This is a genomic window from Nocardiopsis tropica (genome assembly GCF_042660575.1).
Lineage (GTDB): Bacteria > Actinomycetota > Actinomycetes > Streptosporangiales > Streptosporangiaceae > Nocardiopsis > Nocardiopsis tropica.
Genome location: NZ_JBHSUF010000030.1, coordinates 60520 through 78010 on the forward strand (window position 1 = coordinate 60520; position 17491 = coordinate 78010).

The 17491-nt window shown below is 72.0% G+C and carries 9 protein-coding genes; 3 read left to right on the forward strand and 6 right to left on the reverse strand.

Annotation, left to right across the window (positions count from 1 at the left end; genetic code table 11):
* Positions 1-74: 74 nt before the first annotated feature.
* Both ACFQBR_RS31780 and ACFQBR_RS31785 read right to left on the reverse strand, forming a co-directional pair.
* Entirely contained in the window at positions 75-689 is a 615-nt protein-coding gene (locus ACFQBR_RS31780; RefSeq protein WP_344180306.1) for an SMI1/KNR4 family protein, read from the reverse strand.
* Between the two features lie 122 nt (positions 690-811).
* The gene (locus tag ACFQBR_RS31785) at positions 812-2554 is read right to left on the reverse strand and encodes a carbamoyltransferase family protein (RefSeq protein ID WP_344180304.1); all 1743 of its coding nucleotides are present in this window, start codon (positions 2552-2554) and stop codon (positions 812-814) included.
* A gap of 919 nt (positions 2555-3473) precedes the next feature.
* Here ACFQBR_RS31785 and ACFQBR_RS31790 point away from each other — a divergent pair.
* Genes ACFQBR_RS31790 through ACFQBR_RS31800 form a run of 3 tightly spaced genes read left to right on the forward strand, consistent with a single transcriptional unit; the run spans position 3474 to position 5088 of the window.
* A complete protein-coding gene (locus ACFQBR_RS31790; protein WP_378554942.1) occupies positions 3474-4175 on the forward strand; it encodes a thioesterase II family protein in 702 nt (233 codons plus the stop codon).
* 51 nt (positions 4176-4226) lie between these two features.
* Entirely contained in the window at positions 4227-4487 is a 261-nt protein-coding gene (locus ACFQBR_RS31795) for an acyl carrier protein (RefSeq protein WP_344180300.1), read from the forward strand.
* Positions 4480-5088: a class I SAM-dependent methyltransferase gene (locus ACFQBR_RS31800; RefSeq protein WP_267944973.1), complete on the forward strand. Its 609-nt coding sequence runs from the start codon at positions 4480-4482 to the stop codon at positions 5086-5088. The genes ACFQBR_RS31795 and ACFQBR_RS31800 overlap by 8 nt, the downstream gene beginning before the upstream one ends.
* A 37-nt stretch (positions 5089-5125) precedes the next feature.
* Here ACFQBR_RS31800 and ACFQBR_RS31805 read toward each other — a convergent pair whose 3' ends face one another.
* Genes ACFQBR_RS31805 through ACFQBR_RS31820 form a run of 4 tightly spaced genes read right to left on the reverse strand, consistent with a single transcriptional unit; the run spans position 5126 to position 17476 of the window.
* Positions 5126-6049 (reverse strand): hypothetical protein, encoded by a 924-nt coding sequence (locus ACFQBR_RS31805; protein WP_344180297.1) that lies wholly within the window; start codon positions 6047-6049, stop codon positions 5126-5128.
* A complete protein-coding gene (gene sbnA, locus ACFQBR_RS31810; protein WP_344180295.1) occupies positions 6046-7047 on the reverse strand; it encodes a 2,3-diaminopropionate biosynthesis protein SbnA in 1002 nt (333 codons plus the stop codon). The genes ACFQBR_RS31805 and sbnA overlap by 4 nt, the downstream gene beginning before the upstream one ends.
* A gap of 47 nt (positions 7048-7094) precedes the next feature.
* Positions 7095-7310: an MbtH family protein gene (locus ACFQBR_RS31815; protein ID WP_344180293.1), complete on the reverse strand. Its 216-nt coding sequence runs from the start codon at positions 7308-7310 to the stop codon at positions 7095-7097.
* A 56-nt stretch (positions 7311-7366) separates the two neighbouring features.
* Positions 7367-17476 carry a non-ribosomal peptide synthetase gene (locus ACFQBR_RS31820; RefSeq protein ID WP_378554943.1) on the reverse strand — a complete coding sequence of 3370 codons (10110 nt, stop codon included), beginning with the start codon at positions 17474-17476 and terminating at the stop codon, positions 7367-7369.
* Positions 17477-17491 lie beyond the last annotated feature (15 nt).

The following is a 17491-nucleotide window of genomic DNA, read 5'->3' on the forward strand; positions in this document are numbered from 1 at the left end:
TCCGTCCGGTCGCCGCCGCCCGGGTCGCCGCGGGGACGGGAGCGGCCGGACGGCCGCCTCGAGGCCGTGTCCTCCTATCCGCCCATGCTCGTGTACCCGGAGTCGAACAGCGCGGAGAAGCGGGGGTACTTCGTCGGGTCGCCGTACTTCGGCGCGAACTCGTAGGCGGCCCACTCGCCGTCCGGCCCGACGTCGGTCGGATCGAGCAGCCAGAAGTCCTCGCCCCGGGCGACCTCGAGGGACCGGCTGAACAGCTGCACGAGATCCTCGTTGCCGGGTATCGAGTCGTAGATCGCGGTCACGCGGCTGCCGGCATCGCCGTCCCGCATCCACGAGACGCGGCCGCACGGATGGACGCCTTCTCCCACCCAGGCGCCCCCGACCCTCGTCCACCCGTCGCTGGCCAGGTAGAACCCCCTGAGGCTCGGTGGGAACCGCACCCCGAGCCGCTCCTCGGACTCCACCAGGGCCTCTTCCCGGGCCGGTGCCTCACCCAGCCACAGGTCGACACGCCCCCCGCCGTCCAGGACCTCCAGCTGATCCTCGTCCAGCAGATCGACCAGCTCTTCGCCGTCGGCCTCGTTCCTCAGGTACGCATCGCCGTACCGCTTCAGGTAGCCCCGCCACTCCGCCGGCGTGGTCGGAGCGGCGGCAGCCGCCTTCTCTTCGGGCCCAGTCGTCTCTCTCATGCCGCCCAGAGTGCCAGGCGGTCACGACAACGCCGACGGCTGCCGACCGCACGGCGGTCCCGGCGGGCGGGGCCGGGGGCAGCCCTCCCCCGACCCCGGGACGACAGGGCGGTCCCGGCCGTTCAGCCGCCCAGGCCCACGCGGAACCCCTCGATGTAGAGGCGGCCCAGCGACATCCTCTCCAGCGCCTCCAGGGCCAGGTCCGGCGAGGCGATGATCGGCTGGTTCTTGACGTTGAACGACGTGTTGATCACGCAGCCCAGGCCGGTGTGCTCCTTGACCTTGTGCAGGAGCCGCCAGAAGACCTCGTTGTCCTCCTTGGTGACGATCTGGACCCGGGCGGTGCCGTCCACGTGCACGGCGCCCCGGATGCTCGGGATCCGTTCGGGCCGGGTGCGGGCGGTGCTGAGCATGTACCTGCTCGGCGACAGGGCCCGGCCCTCGAAGACCTCCTCGTAGTCGGAGTCGAGGATCGCCGGGGCGAAGGGCCGGAACCCCTCCCGCATCTTGACGATGGCGTTGAGCCGCCCCTTGATGTCGTCCCCGTTCGGGAGCGCCAGGATGGACCTGTTCCCCAGCGCCCTGGGGCCGAACTCCATGCGTCCGGCGAACCAGGCGACGACCCTGTCCTCCGCGAGGTCGCGGGCGGCCAAATCCATGTACTCGTCGGTGAACCCGTGGTACTCCCAGACCGGGGATCCGCCTCCGGGCCGCTCGAACGCCTTCAGCGCCGAGCGCACGTCGTCGGCGCCGTAGCCGGGACCGGTGTAGGCGCTGAAGGTGCCGGAGAAGCCCCCGGCCACGTGCAGTGCGGCCCCCATCGCGGTGCCGTCGTCGCCCGCGGCCGGCGGGACGAACATGCGCGACACCTCGGGCAGCTCCGAGATGGACTGGTTGGCCAGGCAGTTCAGGAAGGTCCCGCCCGAGAGGCACAGCAAGTCCTGGCCCGTGTGCCGCAGCCAGTGGCGGACCAGGTCCGTCAGGACCTCGGAGAAGCGCGCCTGGAAGGCGGCGGCGATGTCGGCGTACTCGTCGGGGACCTCGGCGCCGGGCTCGCGCGGTGCGACGCCGAGCGACTCCTCCAGGAAGGCCAGGGCGTCCGGGTAGCCCTCCCCCGCGCGTCCGAGCGCGCCCTGGGGCCAGCCGATGGCGGCCCTGCCCTCGTCGGCGCCCATGAAGCGGGCGAAGAATTCGGCGTAGCGGCGGGGGTCGCCGTACGCGGACAGGCCCATGACCTTGTACTCGTCGGAGTTGAAGGTGTACCCGAGGTAGCGGGTCAGGATCGAGTAGAGGATGCCCAGGGAGGAGTCGATTCCCTGGCTGTACAGCTCCTCCATGCGGCCCCGGGTGAACCGGTGCACGGTGAGGGCAACGGTCTCGCCCATGCCGTCGGAGACCACGGACAGGGCGTCCTCGTAACCGCTCAGGTGGTAGGCGGAGGCGGCGTGGGCGACGTGGTGGTCCACCGGGCGGAACCGGTCGCCCGGATTCCTCCACCCCGTGCGCGCGAGTTCCTCGACCACGGTCCGGCCGCTGAGCACCTCGTCGAAGTACTCGGGGGTCCGGTGGAAGAAGCGGCGGAACCGGTCGTAGTTGAAACCGTGGGCGATGAGGTCGACGTCGTCGCCGGTGATCCCGGCGTGGTCGAGGCAGTAGGCGATGGCCTTCTCCGGGAAGGCCCCGGTCGCCTTGTCCCCGGTGAAGCGCTCCTCGGCGGCCGCGGCGACGATGTTCCCGTCGACCACGAGGCAGGCGGCACTGTCCATGCCCTGGCAGATCCTGCTGTCGACCTCCGCGATCCCCGGCCTGCTCCGGAGGTGGTGCGGCTGGGAGTGGGGAAGGCCGCTGAGGCCGAGTACGATCACCGTTCTCCTTGTGTGGGCTCGGCGTTCTCCGCCTCACACCCGGGGGTGCGGGCGGGGCGGGTCGGTTCACGCTCCGGGGGCGCCTGCGCGGCCGCCCGCGCCGACCGCGTGAGCGCTTCCTCCCGGTCGGCGTGACCGGCTGCCGGGAGACAGGGGGTCAGAAGCCGGAGCAGACTCCGCGACGCTTCGCCGTCATCGGGCACCTCCCCCTCTTTCCGGACACTCCACCGCGAGGCCCCTGGCGTGCGGGCCCTTCGTCGAACGGCATGAGTATAGGACGGGCCGAACGGTATGGGAATAGCGAATCCGTTTGCCGGAGCGCGGATGTCTTTCGCCCCCCGTACCCGGTTCGCGCTCGTGCTCCGTTCGTGTGTAACGCGCGCACGCGGCCGGGGTCTTTCCGGTTTCGAGCACCCTGACGAATATGGTTCCCGGTTCCACTCCGCCGATCTCCCCCTGCGCGTCCTCCGAATCCGTCCCCCTATCCGAATGATCCTGATTCGCGGCTTTCGAAGCTTTCCTGGACCAGGGGGATCCGAGGACTGCGCGCCCCGGTTCCGTTTCCATGCGGCCTGTCCCGGAAAGGAAAACGATCCCCTGATGCGGCACCGGAGGAACTCCCGATCCGACCCCTGGCGCGAACGGAGAGAGCCCACTATGATGCGACAGCCCGTGGTGCGAATACCGGCCCGAGGAGCAGGGGTCGCCGCCATTGTTTCCGACGCCGGGAACGCACCGGAGAGCACGCATTCGAAGCACCGGTCCGCCGCGGTGATCCGAGGACGCCCCGCAGACCGGGTCGGCCGCTCCGGACCACACCGCCCACAGAACGGACCCCCGCCCCTCCATGCACTCCACTCCCCACCGGACCGCACAGGAATGGGTTCGCCCCCTGACCGGGGCAACCGTCCCCGGCGGATTGCGCCTCTTCTTCTTCCCCTACGCGGGGGCGGGAGCCTCCGCCTACCGGAACTGGGGGGCCGGCCTTCCCGAGGGCACCGAGGGCTTCGCCGTCCAGCTGCCCGGACGCGAGGACCGCTTCCACGAACGGCCCGTCCCCGGGCTCGACGACCTGCTGGACGCCCTCACCCCCGGGCTGCTGCCGCTGCTCGACAGGCCTTTCGCGTTCTTCGGCCACAGCATGGGCGCCATCGTCTGCTGGGAGCTGTGCCGCAGGCTGCGGCTGACGCACGGCCTCGAGCCGGTCCGCGTGTTCGTGTCGGGCTGCCGCGCCCTGCACCTGCACCGGTCGCGCACCCCGGCGGAGGCCGACCTGTCGGACGAGGGGCTGATCGAGGAGCTGCGCGTACTCGGCGCCACCCCCGAGGAGCTGCTGCGCAACCCGGAGTTCACCGCGTTCCTGCTGCCCACCTTCCGCGCCGACCTGTCCCTCTTCGCCGGATACAGCTACCGGCCCGGACCGCCGCTGAGCTGTCCCGTCTCGGTGTTCGGCGGCACGCGGGACCCGCGGGTGGGCGAGGAGCACCTCCACGGCTGGGCCGCGCTGACCGACGGACCGGCCCGGGTGGAGATGTTCCCCGGCGGCCACCTGTTCCTGCTCCAGGAGCGCGAACGGATGCTGCGCAGCATCGGCTGGGCACTGTCCGGCGACGGCTTCTGACCCGACGCGGCCCGGGCACGCACCGGTCCCCACTTCCACGGAAAGAGGAGCATGTCCGCAGACGACACGAACTACCAGGCCCTCGTCGGCGGCATCGTCGCCGACGCACTCGAGACCCGGTCGGTCGCCCCCGAGGACGCGTTCGCCGACCTCCAGGTGAACTCGGTCCTGCTGCTGCGCATCGTCGCCGCGATCGAGGACAGGCTGGGCGCCTCCATCGACATCGTCGACGTCCTCCAGGCACAGACCGTGGGCGACCTGGCCGACCTGGCCAGGAGCTACGCCCTGCGCGAGGAGGAGAGCCGTGGGTGACGTCCCCTCGCCCCTGTGGCTCCGGACCGCCGACGTCGACCACATGCGCAGGGACGGGCGGGACGAGGACCCCGGCCACGCCTGGACCGCCGAGCGCCTCGGCGCGCTCTACCCAGGCACCTCCTGCACACTGCTGGACTGCGGCGTGATGTCCGGCGTGACCTACGCCGGTCTGCGGGACGCGGGCCTGCCCGTGGACTACACCGGCATCGACGTCTCCCCCCGGGTCCTCGACGCGTGCCGGACCGAGCACCCGGGCGCGCGGTGGCTGGAGATGAGCGTCACCGACCTCGCCTTCGGCGAGGGCTCCTTCGACGTCGTGAACTCCCGCCACCTGCTGGAGTGCCTGCCCTACTACGAGACGGCGGTCCGGGAGATGTTCCGGGTGGCCCGCACCCACGTGATCATCGGCTTCTTCCAGGTGCCCAGGGCGCCCGAGGCGCTGCTGCGGCGCGAGACCGACGAGGGCTACATCTGGCTGAACCGCTACGACCCGGGCCCCTTCGAGGAGCTGCTGCACCGGCTCTCGCGGGAGGTGGAGACCGCCGACCTGCGCCACGGGCCCCGCCGCTCCCGCATCTACCTGTGCACGAAACGCTGATCCGTCCCGGCCCCGCACACGGCGGGGCCGGGACGGGTCAGCGGCCGGAGGGCCCGCGGAAGCGCAGGGCCATGGCCGCCAGGGAGCCCCTGCTCGAGGCGCAGGCCAGGACCGCGTCACCGTCGTCGATCCGGCCGGACTCCGCGAGGTCGGCCAGGTTGATCGGCACGTCGGACGAGAAGCAGTGCCCCACCGTCGAGACGAGCCCGGGATAGGGCTCCGTGTGCGGCATCGCGGCGGCCATCGACAGCATGGTGCGGGTCGCGCTGCCGAAGTTCGGGGTCACCAGGTAGCGGAAGCCCTCTTCCGCGTGCCCTGCCACCCGACGCGTGGCGGTGCGCATGGCCGTCAGGGTCACCCTCGCGTCGGCCAGGCCCGACCACTCCTTCCGGGGCAGCCAGCGCTCGGTCGCCGATCCCAGGAGCTGGAAGGACGCCTCCGGACCGGGTTCCCGCGTGATGAGGCAGGAGGCGGCCCCGTCGCTGAAGACCGTCATGCTGATCGGAGGATGCCGGGTTCCCGAGACGATCCGGTCGACCGTCACCAGCAGGACCGACACGGCCTGCCCCGACGCGATCAGGGCCCTGGCCACGTCGGTCCCCGAGGAGAAGTTCGAGCAGGCGTCGCCGCTGACGACGAGGACCGGGGTCGAGGGCAGCTTCGCCGCGGCGCGGAACTCCTGGGCCCACTCGCTGGGGGTCGTCCCCTCGTCCGTGTCGTTGCAGACCACCACCGCCTCGTAGGTCACGTCCGGCTGCTCGGCCCCCGGGGCTCCCGGGGTGACCGCGACCGCCATCTCCAGGGTGGTGTCCGAGGACACGCGCACCTCCCGGATGCCCTGCTCCTCCAGCGCGCCGAGGTTCTCGCGGACCCTGGGGTCGTCCAGGTCCCGGACGTGGACGGGCGTACCGAGTCTGGACGTGAGAGGGACGGCGTACACGTCCGGGCCCTGCGGGTTCACTGGCTCTCCTTGCCGTGCGGCGTCGTGGAACCCCCGGCGGAGGGCCGGAGGGTCTCGTCCCCGAAGTTCTTGTCGACCCACTGGTCGCTGTAGACGGTCTCGAGGTACCGGTCCCCCAGGTCGGGGGCCACGGCCACCGACCTGAGGCGGTGCTCCGGGTCGTGGCGTGCGAGCCAGTCCAGGGCCCCGCCCACCACCGTTCCCGTGGACCCGCCGAACAGGAACCCGCGCGCGGACAGGGCCCGGCAGGTCCTGATGGCCTCCCGTTCGGGCACGTGGACCACGTCGTCGACGGAGGCCAGCTCCAGGGCCGGCGCCGGGGTGCTCGACCCGAGTCCGGGGATGAGGCGCGGCCCGGGCTCGCCGCCGAAGTTCGCCGACCCCTGGGCGTCGACGGCCACCACCCGCACACGGGGCGCGTGCTCGCGGAAGTACCGCGCGCAGCCCACGAGGGTGCCCCCGGTCCCGGCGCCGACGAAGAGGACGTCGAGATCGGGGAAGCGCCCGGCGATCTCGACGGCGGTCGTCTCGTAGTGCGCCGTCCAGTTCGCCGGGTTCTCGTACTGGTTGAGCCACAGGTACCGGTCGTCGCCGCGGCACATCTGCCGGACCCTCTCCTTCCTGGCGCCCAGGAGGCCGCCGACGGGGTCGGGGACGTCGACCACCACGACGTCGGTGCCCAGGGCCCTCATCAGCCGCAGCGTGTGGGGGTTGCAGCGCCGGTCGGTCACGCACGTGAACACCAGGCCCTTGCTGGCGGCGACCACGCTGAGAGCCACGCCGAGGTTGCCGGAGGAGGACTCCACCAGGACCGTGTCCGGGCGCAGGAGGCCGTCCTTCTCGGCGGCCGCCACCATGGCCGCGGCCGTGCGGAGCTTGACGGAGCCTCCGAAGTTGAAGCCCTCGCACTTCAGGTAGATCTCGCGGCCGGTCACGGACGTGAGGTCGACGTAGACGTCGGACTCCAGCAGTTCGTGCGGCGCGGAAACGATGGGCATCCCGTGCTCCTGTTCTCGGTACGGGGCCGGGGCGGCGCGGCGGGCGCTCAGGCGCCGGCTTCCGCCTGCCGGACCAGGCTCGCGGGCCGCATGTCGGTCCACTCGCTGTCGATGTGCCGGGTGCACTCCTCCCGGCCGGCCGGACCGAACACGCTCTCCCAGCCGGCGGGCACCGCGATGTGCCCGGGCCACAGCGAGTACTGCTCCTCGGCGTTCCTGAGCACGAGGAAGGTACCGTCCTCGGCGTCGAACGGGTTGGTCATCGCGTTCTCCTCCACGGGTGTGGTCGTGTGTAGGTGGTCGTCCTGCGCGGGGCGGCTCACAGGGCCGCGAGCACGCCGTCCAGGATCTTCCTGACGGCGCCGAGGGGTTCGCGGTCGGTCATCCGGGCGTGCTCGGCGTCGATGTCGTGACGCTCCACACGGCCGCTGACGTGCGGGTCCCACGCCCGCGCCGACGGGGCTCCCCGGCCGCGCCCCCGGGTCGCCGCGAAGAACAGCATGTCGCCCTCGAAGCGGGCGGTGGGCCGCTCGGCCACGATGCGCAGGAGCCGGTTCGCGGTGCGGGCGAGGGCGTCGAGGTCCGCCTCCCCGAGCGCGGGCGCGGCCTCCGTCGCCCCCATGAGGCGGGCGACCTCCTCGGGCCCGATCCCGTCCCGCCAGCCGACGCCCTCGGCCTCGTGCGGGTAGGAGTCCAGCAGCGCCAGGACCGCCACCTCCTCCCCCTGTTCCTGGAGGGCGCAGGCCAGGGCGTGGGCGATGTTCCCGCCCAGGGACCAGCCGAGCAGGTGGTAGGGGCCGTGCGGCTGGACGGAGCGGATCTGGGCCAGGTAGTCGGTGACCAGGTCGGCGGCCGTCTGCGGGGCGCCGCCCGCGCCGTCGGTCCCCCCGGCCTGGATCCCGTACACGGGGCGGTCGCCCAGGCCTTCGGCGAGAGCGGCGTAGCACCAGCTCAGGCCGGTCACCGGGTGTACGCAGTACAGCGGGGGCAGGGTTCCGCCGCTGCGCAGGGCCAGCAGGGGCGCCTGGGAACCGGGACGGTGCGGCCGGAGCCGTCCGCCCTCCTCGGCGACGGCCTCGGAGATGCCCGCGACGGTCGGGGAGCGGAAGAACGCGGGCAGGTCGACGGTCGCGCCGAGCACCGTCCGTATCCGGCTGATCAGCCGGGTCGCGAGCAGCGAGTGCCCGCCCAGGTCGAAGAACCCGTCGTCGATCCCGACGTCGGGACGGTCCAGCACCTCGGCGAACAGGCCGCACAGGATCTCCTCCCGCGCGGTGCGCGGAGCCCGCCCGACCGCGAGCTCGGCCTCGGGGGCGGGCAGCGCCGCCCGGTCCACCTTGCCGTTCGGCGTCAACGGGAACGCCTCCAGGGCCGTGAACGCCGACGGGACCATGTAGGCGGGCAGCTCCCGGGTCGCCAGACGGCGCAGTTCCCCGCTCTCGGGGGCCGCCGCGCCCTCGACGGGAACGTGGTAGACCACCAGGCGCTTCTCCCCGGGGGCGTCCTCGCGCAGCACCACCACCGCCCGCGCGACATCCGGATGCGCCGCCAGGACCGCCTCCACCTCACCCGGTTCGACCCGGAAGCCGCGGATCTTCACCTGGAAGTCGGAGCGTCCGACGTACTCCAGGGCGCCCTCGGCGTTCCACCGCACCACGTCACCCGTGCGGTACATCCGCGAACCCGGCTCACCGTAGGGGTCGGCGACGAACCGCCCCGCCGTCAGACCGGGACGCTCGTGGTACCCGCGCGCCACACCCGCACCCGCGAGATAGAGCTCGCCGGGCACTCCGGGGACGGTGGGGTTCAGGCCGTCGTCCAGGACGTAGGCGCGGGTGTTGTCGATCGGGACACCGATGGTCACGGGAGCGTCGGCGTGCAGGCGGCAGGTCGTGGAGTAGACCGTGGTCTCGGTGGGCCCGTACCCGTTGGTCACGCCCCGCGAGGCCGAGGCCAGCGCGTCGGCCAGTTCCCGTGTGACGGGCTCCCCCGCCGTCACGGCATGCACGCCGGACAGGTCGAGGCCGGCCTCCAGCAGGGTCCTCCACAGACTGGGGGTGGCCTGCATGTGGGTGACACCGTGCCGGTCGATCATGTGCGCGAGCCGCCGGGGATCCAAGAGGTCCTCGCGCGTCACCAGGACCGTCGCGCCGCCGCACACCAGCGGCAGGTACACCTCGACGGCGGCGATGTCGAAACCGAACGTGGTGCTGGCCAGGAAGCGGTCGCGCTCGGTGAAGGACAGATGTCGCTTCACCGACATCAGCAGGTTCACGAGTGAGCCGCCGGTGACGGTGACCCCCTTGGGCCGCCCCGTCGAGCCGGAGGTGTAGAGCACCTGCACCGCGCCCGCCCCCGGACACCCGGCGGCAGCCGGATTCTCCTCCGACCGCCCGGACAGGTCGGTCGAGGCCAGGAACCCCTCGTCCAGCACCACCCGGGGCCGGGCGTCCTCCAGGATGAAGCGGACGCGCTCGGGAGGGAACTCCGGATCCACCGGCACATACGCCGCACCGGCCTTGAGCACCGCCAGAGCACAGACCACCATGTCCACGCCGCGCGGCAACAGGACCACCACACGGTCCTCACCCCGCACACCCCTGGCCACCAGCTCGTGGACCAACCGGTTCACCCGCGCGTTGAGCTCGGCGTAAGTGGTCACGCCCTCGTCCGTGACCACGGCGGGAGCCTCCGGGGACCGCGCAACCTGCACCTCGAACAGCTCAGCCGGGCTCTCCGCGAAGGTCCGTCCGTCGGCGTGCGGTGCCCCCCGGCCCCACGTGTGGAGCAGCTGACGGCGCTCGTCGGCCGACAGCAGCTCGACCTGGCCGACCCGGACCGAGCCGTCCCGGGCCATCTCCGCCAATACCGCCGCGTACCATCGCGCCAGCCGCTCGGCGGTCGAGCGGTCGAACAGGTCCTCGGCGAACTCCAACCGGCCGACCAGACCCGCTCGCGCACCCTGTTCGTCGAACTCCTCGCGTGCGCTCAGGGAGAGGTCGAACTTGGCCACCCGGAAATCGACCGGGTACTCCTCGACCTCCAGCCCCTCCAGAGCCGGCGAGGAACGCCGGTTGTTCTGCATCACCAGCAGGGTCTGGAAGAGCGGGTGCCGGGACGCCGAACGCTCCGGGTTGAGGACCTCCACCAGCCACTCGAACGGCACGTCCTGGTGCGCGAACGCGTCCAGACCGCCCTCGCGGACGCGCGTGACGAGCTCTCGCAGCGTGGGGTCGCCGGAGACGTCGGTCCGCAGCACCAGGGTGTTGACGAAGAACCCGACCAGGTCCTCCAACGCCTCGTCCGAACGCCCCGCCACCACCGTCCCCACCGGGATGTCGGTGCCCGCCCCCAACCTGCTGAGCAACGCCGCCCACCCCGCCTGGAGCACCATGAACAGCGTCCCGCCGCACTCCCGGGCCAGGCCGGCCAGGCCCTCGTGCACCTCCGCGGGGATGTCGAGGCCGACCGCGTCGCCACGCCAGGACGCCACCGCCGGCCGGGACCGGTCCGTGGGCAGAGCCAACTCCTGCGGCGCCCCTTCCAGGGCACGGCGCCAGTACTCCAGCTGGGTATGCATGAGGCTGCCGGGGTCGGACTGATCACCCAGCTCCCGACGCTGCCACAGGCTGAAGTCGGCGTACTGCACCGGCAGCGGCGACCAGTCGGGGACCCGGCCGCCTGCGCGAGACCGGTAGGCCCGGCTCAGATCGTCCAGCAGCGGCGCCAACGACCATCCGTCGCACGCGATGTGGTGCACCACCACACAGAGAACGCTCTCCTCGTCCGACGCCCGGTACAGCCGGGCACGCACGGGAGGTTCCACCGACAGGTCGAAACCGAGCGCGACGAACCCCGCGAGTCCGGCGACGTCCTCCCCCGACCCACGGTCGACGATCTCCAGCGGCGCCGGGGTCTGCTCTGCCGGGAGCACGTGCTGCCAGACCTGGTCCCGGTCCTGCACGAACACCGTCCGCAGACTTTCGTGACGGCCGAGCACATCGCCCAGGGCCGCGCGCAGGGCCCCCTCGTCCACCGCGCCCCGCAGCCGCAGCGCCACGGGAATGTTGTAGGTGCCCGGCTCCTCCATCTGGTTGAGGAACCACAGCCGGCGCTGGGCGAAGGACAGCGGCACCTGTGCCGGCCGCTCCCCCGCCACCAGCGCCGCACGCTCACGCCCGTCCTCGCGCTCCAGCAAGTCGGCGACCCCGGCCACCGTCGGCCGGTCGAAGAACTCCCGGACACCCACCTCGCCGCCGAGCACCGACCGCACCCGGCTGATCAGCCGGGTGGCCAACAGCGAGTGACCGCCCAGGTCGAAGAACCCGTCGTCGACCCCGACATCGGTCAGGCCCAGCACCTCGGCGAACAACCCGCACAGGATCTCCTCCCGCGCGGTCCGCGGCCCCCGTCCGACCGTGTCCCCGGCCTCGGGGGCCGGCAGTGCGGCCCGGTCCACCTTGCCGTTCGGCGTCAACGGGAACGCCTCCAGGGCCACGAACGCCGACGGAACCATATAGGCGGGCAGCTCCCCGGCCAGTCGGCTCCGGATACCGTCCGTGTCCAAGCCGTGTCCCGCCGGCGGGACGGCGTACCCGACCAGACGGCGCCCACCGCCCGCGTCCTCACGTACGACGACGACAGCCTGCTCCACACCCGGACAACGGTGCAGAGCCGCTTCGATCTCCCCCAGCTCGACCCGGAAGCCGCGGATCTTCACCTGGAAGTCGGAGCGTCCGATGTACTCCAGCGCGCCCTCGGAATTCCACCGCACCAGATCACCGGTGCGGTACATCCGCGCACCCGGCTCACCGAACGGATCGGCGACGAACCGCCCGGCCGTCAGCCCCGGACGCTCGTGGTAGCCGCGCGCCACTCCCGCACCCGCGATGTACAACTCGCCCGCGACACCGACCAGCACGGGCGCCAACGCACCGTCCAGCACATACACCCGCGTGCCGGACAGGGGCCGTCCGATGGGCACACGGCCGGGGCTTCCCTTGAGCGGGTCGCTCAAGGTGGAGCAGACCGCGGCCTCGGTCGGACCGTAGGCGTTGACCATGCGCCGGCCCTCGGCCCAGCGCTCCACCAGCTCGGTCGAGCACGCCTCCCCGCCCGAGGCCAGCGAGCGGAGTCCGGTGAGCACGGCGGGCGCGGTCTCGGGCAGGGAACCCAGGACCGCTGGGGTGATGAGGGCGTGGGTGGCCCGGCGACCGTCGAGGAAGTCGACCAGGTCCTGGCCCGCCAGGACGGTGTCGGCTGCGGCCACCGCGAGCGCGGCGCCGCTCAACAGGGCGTGGCACCACTCGGCGGAGGCGGCGTCGAAGCTGAACGAGGCCACCTGCGCAACGACGTCGCCGGGGCCCAGTTCCAGGGCACGGATGGTGGCGCGGGCCATGTTGGCCACACCGGCGTGGTGGTTGACCGCGCCCTTCGGGGTTCCGGTGGATCCGGACGTGTAGATGACGTAGGCGGCGTGTTCGGGCCGGAGGGGGGCCGGGCGTTCGTCCTGGATGATGTCCCGCTCCGCACGGCTCCGCACGGCCTCGGCGGTCCGCGGGTCGTCCAGGCACAGGGAAGGTGCGGCCGGAGACGCGGGGTCGGCCGCGACCGTGGTGAGCACCAGTGCGGGGGCCGCGTCGGCGAGCATGAACGCGACGCGCTCACGGGGGTAGTCGGTGTCGACGGGGACGTAGGCTCCGCCCGCCTTGAGCACGGCGAGCGCGGCGGTGAACATCTCGACGGATCGCGGCAGGGCGATGGCGACCCGTGTCTCCGGTCCCACCCCCCTCGCGAGGAGTTCACGGGCCAACCGGTTCACCCGGGCGTTGAGCTCGGCGTAGGTGGTCACCCCCTCGTCGGTGACGACCGCGGGAGCCTCAGGGGTCCGGGCAACCTGCGCCTCGAACAGCTCGGGCAGGATCTCCGTGGCGCTCTGCCCGTCGGCGTGCGGTGCGCCCCGGCCCCACGTATGGAGCAGCTGATGGCGCTCGTCGGCCGACAGCAGCTCGACCTGACCGACCCGGAGGGAGCCGTCGCGGGCCATCTCCGCCAGCACCGCCGTATACCAGCGTGCCAGCCGCTCGGCGGTCGAGCGGTCGAACAGGTCCTCGGCGAACTCCAGGTGTCCGCCCAGGCCCGCCCGGCCGCCGTCCTGCCCGAACTCCTCGTACACGTTCAGCGAGAGGTCGAACTTGGCCACCCGGAAATCGACCGGGTACTCCTCGACCCCGACCCCGGCGAGCTCCAGCGGGGAGCGCCGGTTGTTCTGCATCACCAGCAGGGTCTGGAAGAGCGGGTGCCGGGATGCCGAACGCTCCGGGTTGAGCGCCTCCACCAGCCACTCGAACGGCACGTCCTGGTGCGCGAACGCGTCCAATCCACCCTCGCGCACCCGGGCCACCAGCTCCCGCAACGTGGGGTCGCCGGAGACGTCGGTCCGCAGCACCAGGGTGTTGACGAAGAACCCGACCAGGTCCTCCAACGCCTCGTCCGAGCGGCCCGCCACCACGGTGCCCACCGGGATGTCGGTTCCGGCGCCCAACCTGCTGAGCAGCGCCGCCCACCCTGCCTGGAGCACCATGAACAGCGTCCCGCCGCACTCCCGGGCCAGGCCGGCCAGGCCCTCGTGCACCTCCGCGGGGATGTCGAGGCCGACCGCGTCGCCACGCCAGGACGCCACCGCCGGCCGGGACCGGTCCGTGGGCAGAGCCAACTCCTGCGGCGCCCCCTGCAAAGCCCCACGCCAGTACTCCAGCTGGGTATGCATGAGGCTGCCGGGATCGGCCTGCTCTCCCAGTTCCCGACGCTGCCACAGGCTGAAGTCGGCGTACTGCACCGGCAGCGGCGACCAGTCGGGGACCCGGCCGCCTGCGCGAGACCGGTAGGCCCGGCCCAGGTCGCCCAGCAGCGGCGCCAACGACCATCCGTCGCACGCGATGTGGTGCACCACCACACAGAGAACACTCTCGCCGTCCGACACCCGGTACAGCCGGGCACGCAACGGCAGCTGCGCGGAGAGGTCGAACCCGCCCACGGCGAACTCCGCCAACGACGACGCGATCCCCTCCGGAACACCGTCCGCGGCCCCGGAGCCGGGGGCACGGTCCACGATGTCGAAGAAGGCTTCCGTCGGCCCTGTCGGGAGCACGTGCTGCCAGACCTGGTCCCGGTCCTGCACGAACACCGTCCGCAGACTCTCGTGACGGCCGACCACGTCGCCCAGCGCAGCACGCAGGGCTTCCACGTCCACCGCGCCCCGCAGCCGCAGCGCCACGGGAATGTTGTAGGTGCCCGGCTCCTCCATCTGGTTCAGGAACCACAGCCGGCGCTGGGCGAAGGACAGCGGCACCCGTTCCGGCCGTTCCCCCGCCACCAGCGCCGCACGAGAGCGGCTCTTCCCATCACCCAGCAACCGGGCGACCCCGGACACCGTCGGCCGGTCGAAGAACTCCCGGACACCCACCTCGCCGCCGAGCACCGACCGCACCCGGCTGATCAGCCGGGTGGCCAGCAGCGAGTGACCGCCCAGGTCGAAGAACCCGTCGTCGACCCCGACATCGGTCAGGCCCAGCACCTCGGCGAACAACCCGCACAGGATCTCCTCCCGCGCGGTCCGCGGGGCCCGACTCGCGACCGCCACGACCTCGGGGATGGGCAGTGCGGCGCGGTCCACCTTGCCGTTCGGCGTCAACGGGAACGTGTCGAGCAGCACCACGAGCGGGACCATGTAGGCGGGGAGCATCGACTCCGTCCGGCTCCGGATGTCGTCCGTGTCCAGGACCCGGCCCGCCGCCGGGACGGCGTACCCGACCAGACGCCGTTCGCCGCCCGCGTCCTCGTGCACGACGACGACAGCCTGTTCCACACCCGGACAGCCGCGCAGGACCGCTTCGATCTCCCCCAGCTCGACCCGGAAGCCGCGGATCTTCACCTGGAAGTCGGAGCGTCCGATGTACTCCAGCGCGCCCTCGGAATTCCACCGCACCAGATCACCGGTGCGGTACATCCGCGCACCCGGCTCACCGTAGGGGTCGGCGACGAACCGCCCGGCGGTCAGACCGGGACGCTCGTGGTAGCCGCGCACGACCCCGGCACCCGCGATATAGAGCTCGCCCGCGACACCGACCGGCACAGGCGCCAATGCACCGTCCAGCACATACACCCGTGTGTTGTCGATAGCGGTGCCGATGGTCACCGGGTCGTCCGCGGACAGGCGGCAGACCGTGGAGTAGACCGTGGTCTCGGTGGGCCCGTAGCCGTTGGTCACGCCCCGGGCGGCGGAGGCCAGCGCACGGACCAGCTCCGGGGTGGCCGGTTCTCCTCCCGTGACCACGTGCACGCCGGACAGGTCGATGCCGGCCTCCAGCAGGGTCGACCACAGACTGGGGGTGGCCTGCATGTGGGTGACACCGTGCGTGGAAACCATGCCCGCGAGCCGCCGGGGGTCCAACAGGTCCTCGCGCGTCACCAGGACCGTCGCGCCGCCGCACACCAGTGGCAGATAGATCTCGATGGAGGAGATGTCGAAACCGAACGTGGTGCTGGCCAGGAAGCGGTCGTGCTCGGTGAAGGGCAGGTCCCGCTTCACCGACATCAGCAGGTTCACCAGCGCGCCGCCGGTGACGGTGACCCCCTTGGGCCGCCCCGTCGAACCGGAGGTGTAGAGCACCTGCACCGCGCCCGCCCCCGCGCTTCCCACGGACTCGGGATTCGCGGCAGAGCGGGCGGTGAGGTCCATCCGTCCCACGAGGTCCTCGTCCAGGACCACGCGGGGCCGGGCGTCCTCCAGGATGAAGCGGACGCGCTCGGGAGGGAACTCCGGGTCCACCGGCACATAGGCAGCGCCGGCCTTGAGCACCGCCAGAGCACAGACCACCATGTCCACACCGCGCGGCAGCAGGACCGCGACGCGGTCCTCGACCCGCACACCCCTGGCCACCAGATCATGGGCCAACCGGTTCACCCGCGCGTTGAGCTCGGCGTAGGTGGTCACCCCCTCGTCGGTGACGATCGCGGGTGCCTCCGGGGACCGCGCGGCCTGCTCCTCGAACAGCCCGGCCAAGGACGCGGGAACGGCTTCCACACGAGGCCCGTTCCACCCCTCCACCAACTGATCGCGCTCGCCGGGGGAGAGCAGCTCGACCCGGCCGACCCGGACCGAGCCGTCGCGGGCCATCTCGGCCAGCACCGCCGCGTACCAGCGCACGATCCGCTCGGCCGTGGAACGGTCGAACAGGTCCTCGGCGAACTCCAGGTGTCCGCCCAGACCCGCCCGATCGCCGTCCTGCCCGAACTCCTCGTACACGCTCAGGGAGAGGTCGAACTTGGCCACCCGGAAATCGACCGGGTACTCCTCGACCTCCAACCCCTCCAGAGCGAGCGAAGTCCGCCGGTTGTTCTGCATCACCAGCAGCGTCTGGAAGAGCGGATGCCGAGAGGCCGAACGCTCGGGGTTGAGGACCTCCACCAGCCACTCGAACGGCACGTCCTGGTGCGCGAAAGCGTCCAGACCGCCCTCGCGGACGCGCGTGACGAGCTCTCGCAGCGTGGGGTCGCCGGAGACGTCGGTCCGCAGCACCAGGGTGTTGACGAAGAACCCGACCAGGTCCTCCAGGGCTTCGTCCGGCCTTCCGGCCACCACGGTTCCGACGGGGATGTCGGTTCCGGCACCCAACCGGCTGAGCAGCGCCGCCCAGCCCGCCTGGAGCACCATGAACAGCGTCCCCCCGCACTCGCGGGCCAGCATCGCCAGGCCCTCGTGCACCTCGGCGGGGATGTCGAGGTCGACGGTGCCGCCACGCCAGGACGCCACCGCCGGCCGGGACCGGTCCGTCGGCAGAGCCAACTCCTGCGGCGCGCCCTCCAGGGTGCGGCGCCAGTACTCCAGCTGTGTGTGCATGACGCTGCCGGGGTCGGACTGCTCGCCCAGCTCCCGGCGCTGCCACAGGCTGAAGTCGGCGTACTGCACCGGCAGCGGAGCCCACACGGGCGCCCCTCCACGCGATCGGGCCTCATAGGCCCGGCCCAGGTCGCCCAGCAGCGGCGCCAATGACCATCCGTCGCACGCGATGTGGTGCACCACCACACAGAGAACGCTCTCCTCGTGCGAGACCCGGTACAGCCGGGCACGCAACGGCAGCTGCGCGGAGAGGTCGAACCCGCCCACGGCGAACTCCGCAAGCGCGGCCGGGAGTCCGGCCGGGTCGGAGTCGACCGTCTCCAGGGGGACGCCCGCCTGTTCGGCGGTGACGACGTGCTGCCGGACCTGGTCCCGGTCCTGCACGAACACCGTCCGCAGACTTTCGTGACGGCCGAGCACATCGCCCAGGGCCGCGCGCAGGGCCTCCTCGTCCACCGCGCCCCGCAGCCGCAGCGCCACGGGAATGTTGTAGGTGCCCGGCTCCTCCATCTGGTTGAGGAACCACAGCCGGCGCTGGGCGAA

What these genes read in the sequence shown, in the direction of transcription:
- sbnA (WP_344180295.1), bottom strand. Translation starts at nt 7,047, where the DNA reads ATGCCCATCGTTTCCGCGCCGCACGAACTGCTGGAGTCCGACGTCTAC.
- ACFQBR_RS31795 (WP_344180300.1), top strand. Translation starts at nt 4,227, where the DNA reads ATGTCCGCAGACGACACGAACTACCAGGCCCTCGTCGGCGGCATCGTC.
- ACFQBR_RS31815 (WP_344180293.1), bottom strand. Translation starts at nt 7,310, where the DNA reads ATGACCAACCCGTTCGACGCCGAGGACGGTACCTTCCTCGTGCTCAGG.
- ACFQBR_RS31780 (WP_344180306.1), bottom strand. Translation starts at nt 689, where the DNA reads ATGAGAGAGACGACTGGGCCCGAAGAGAAGGCGGCTGCCGCCGCTCCG.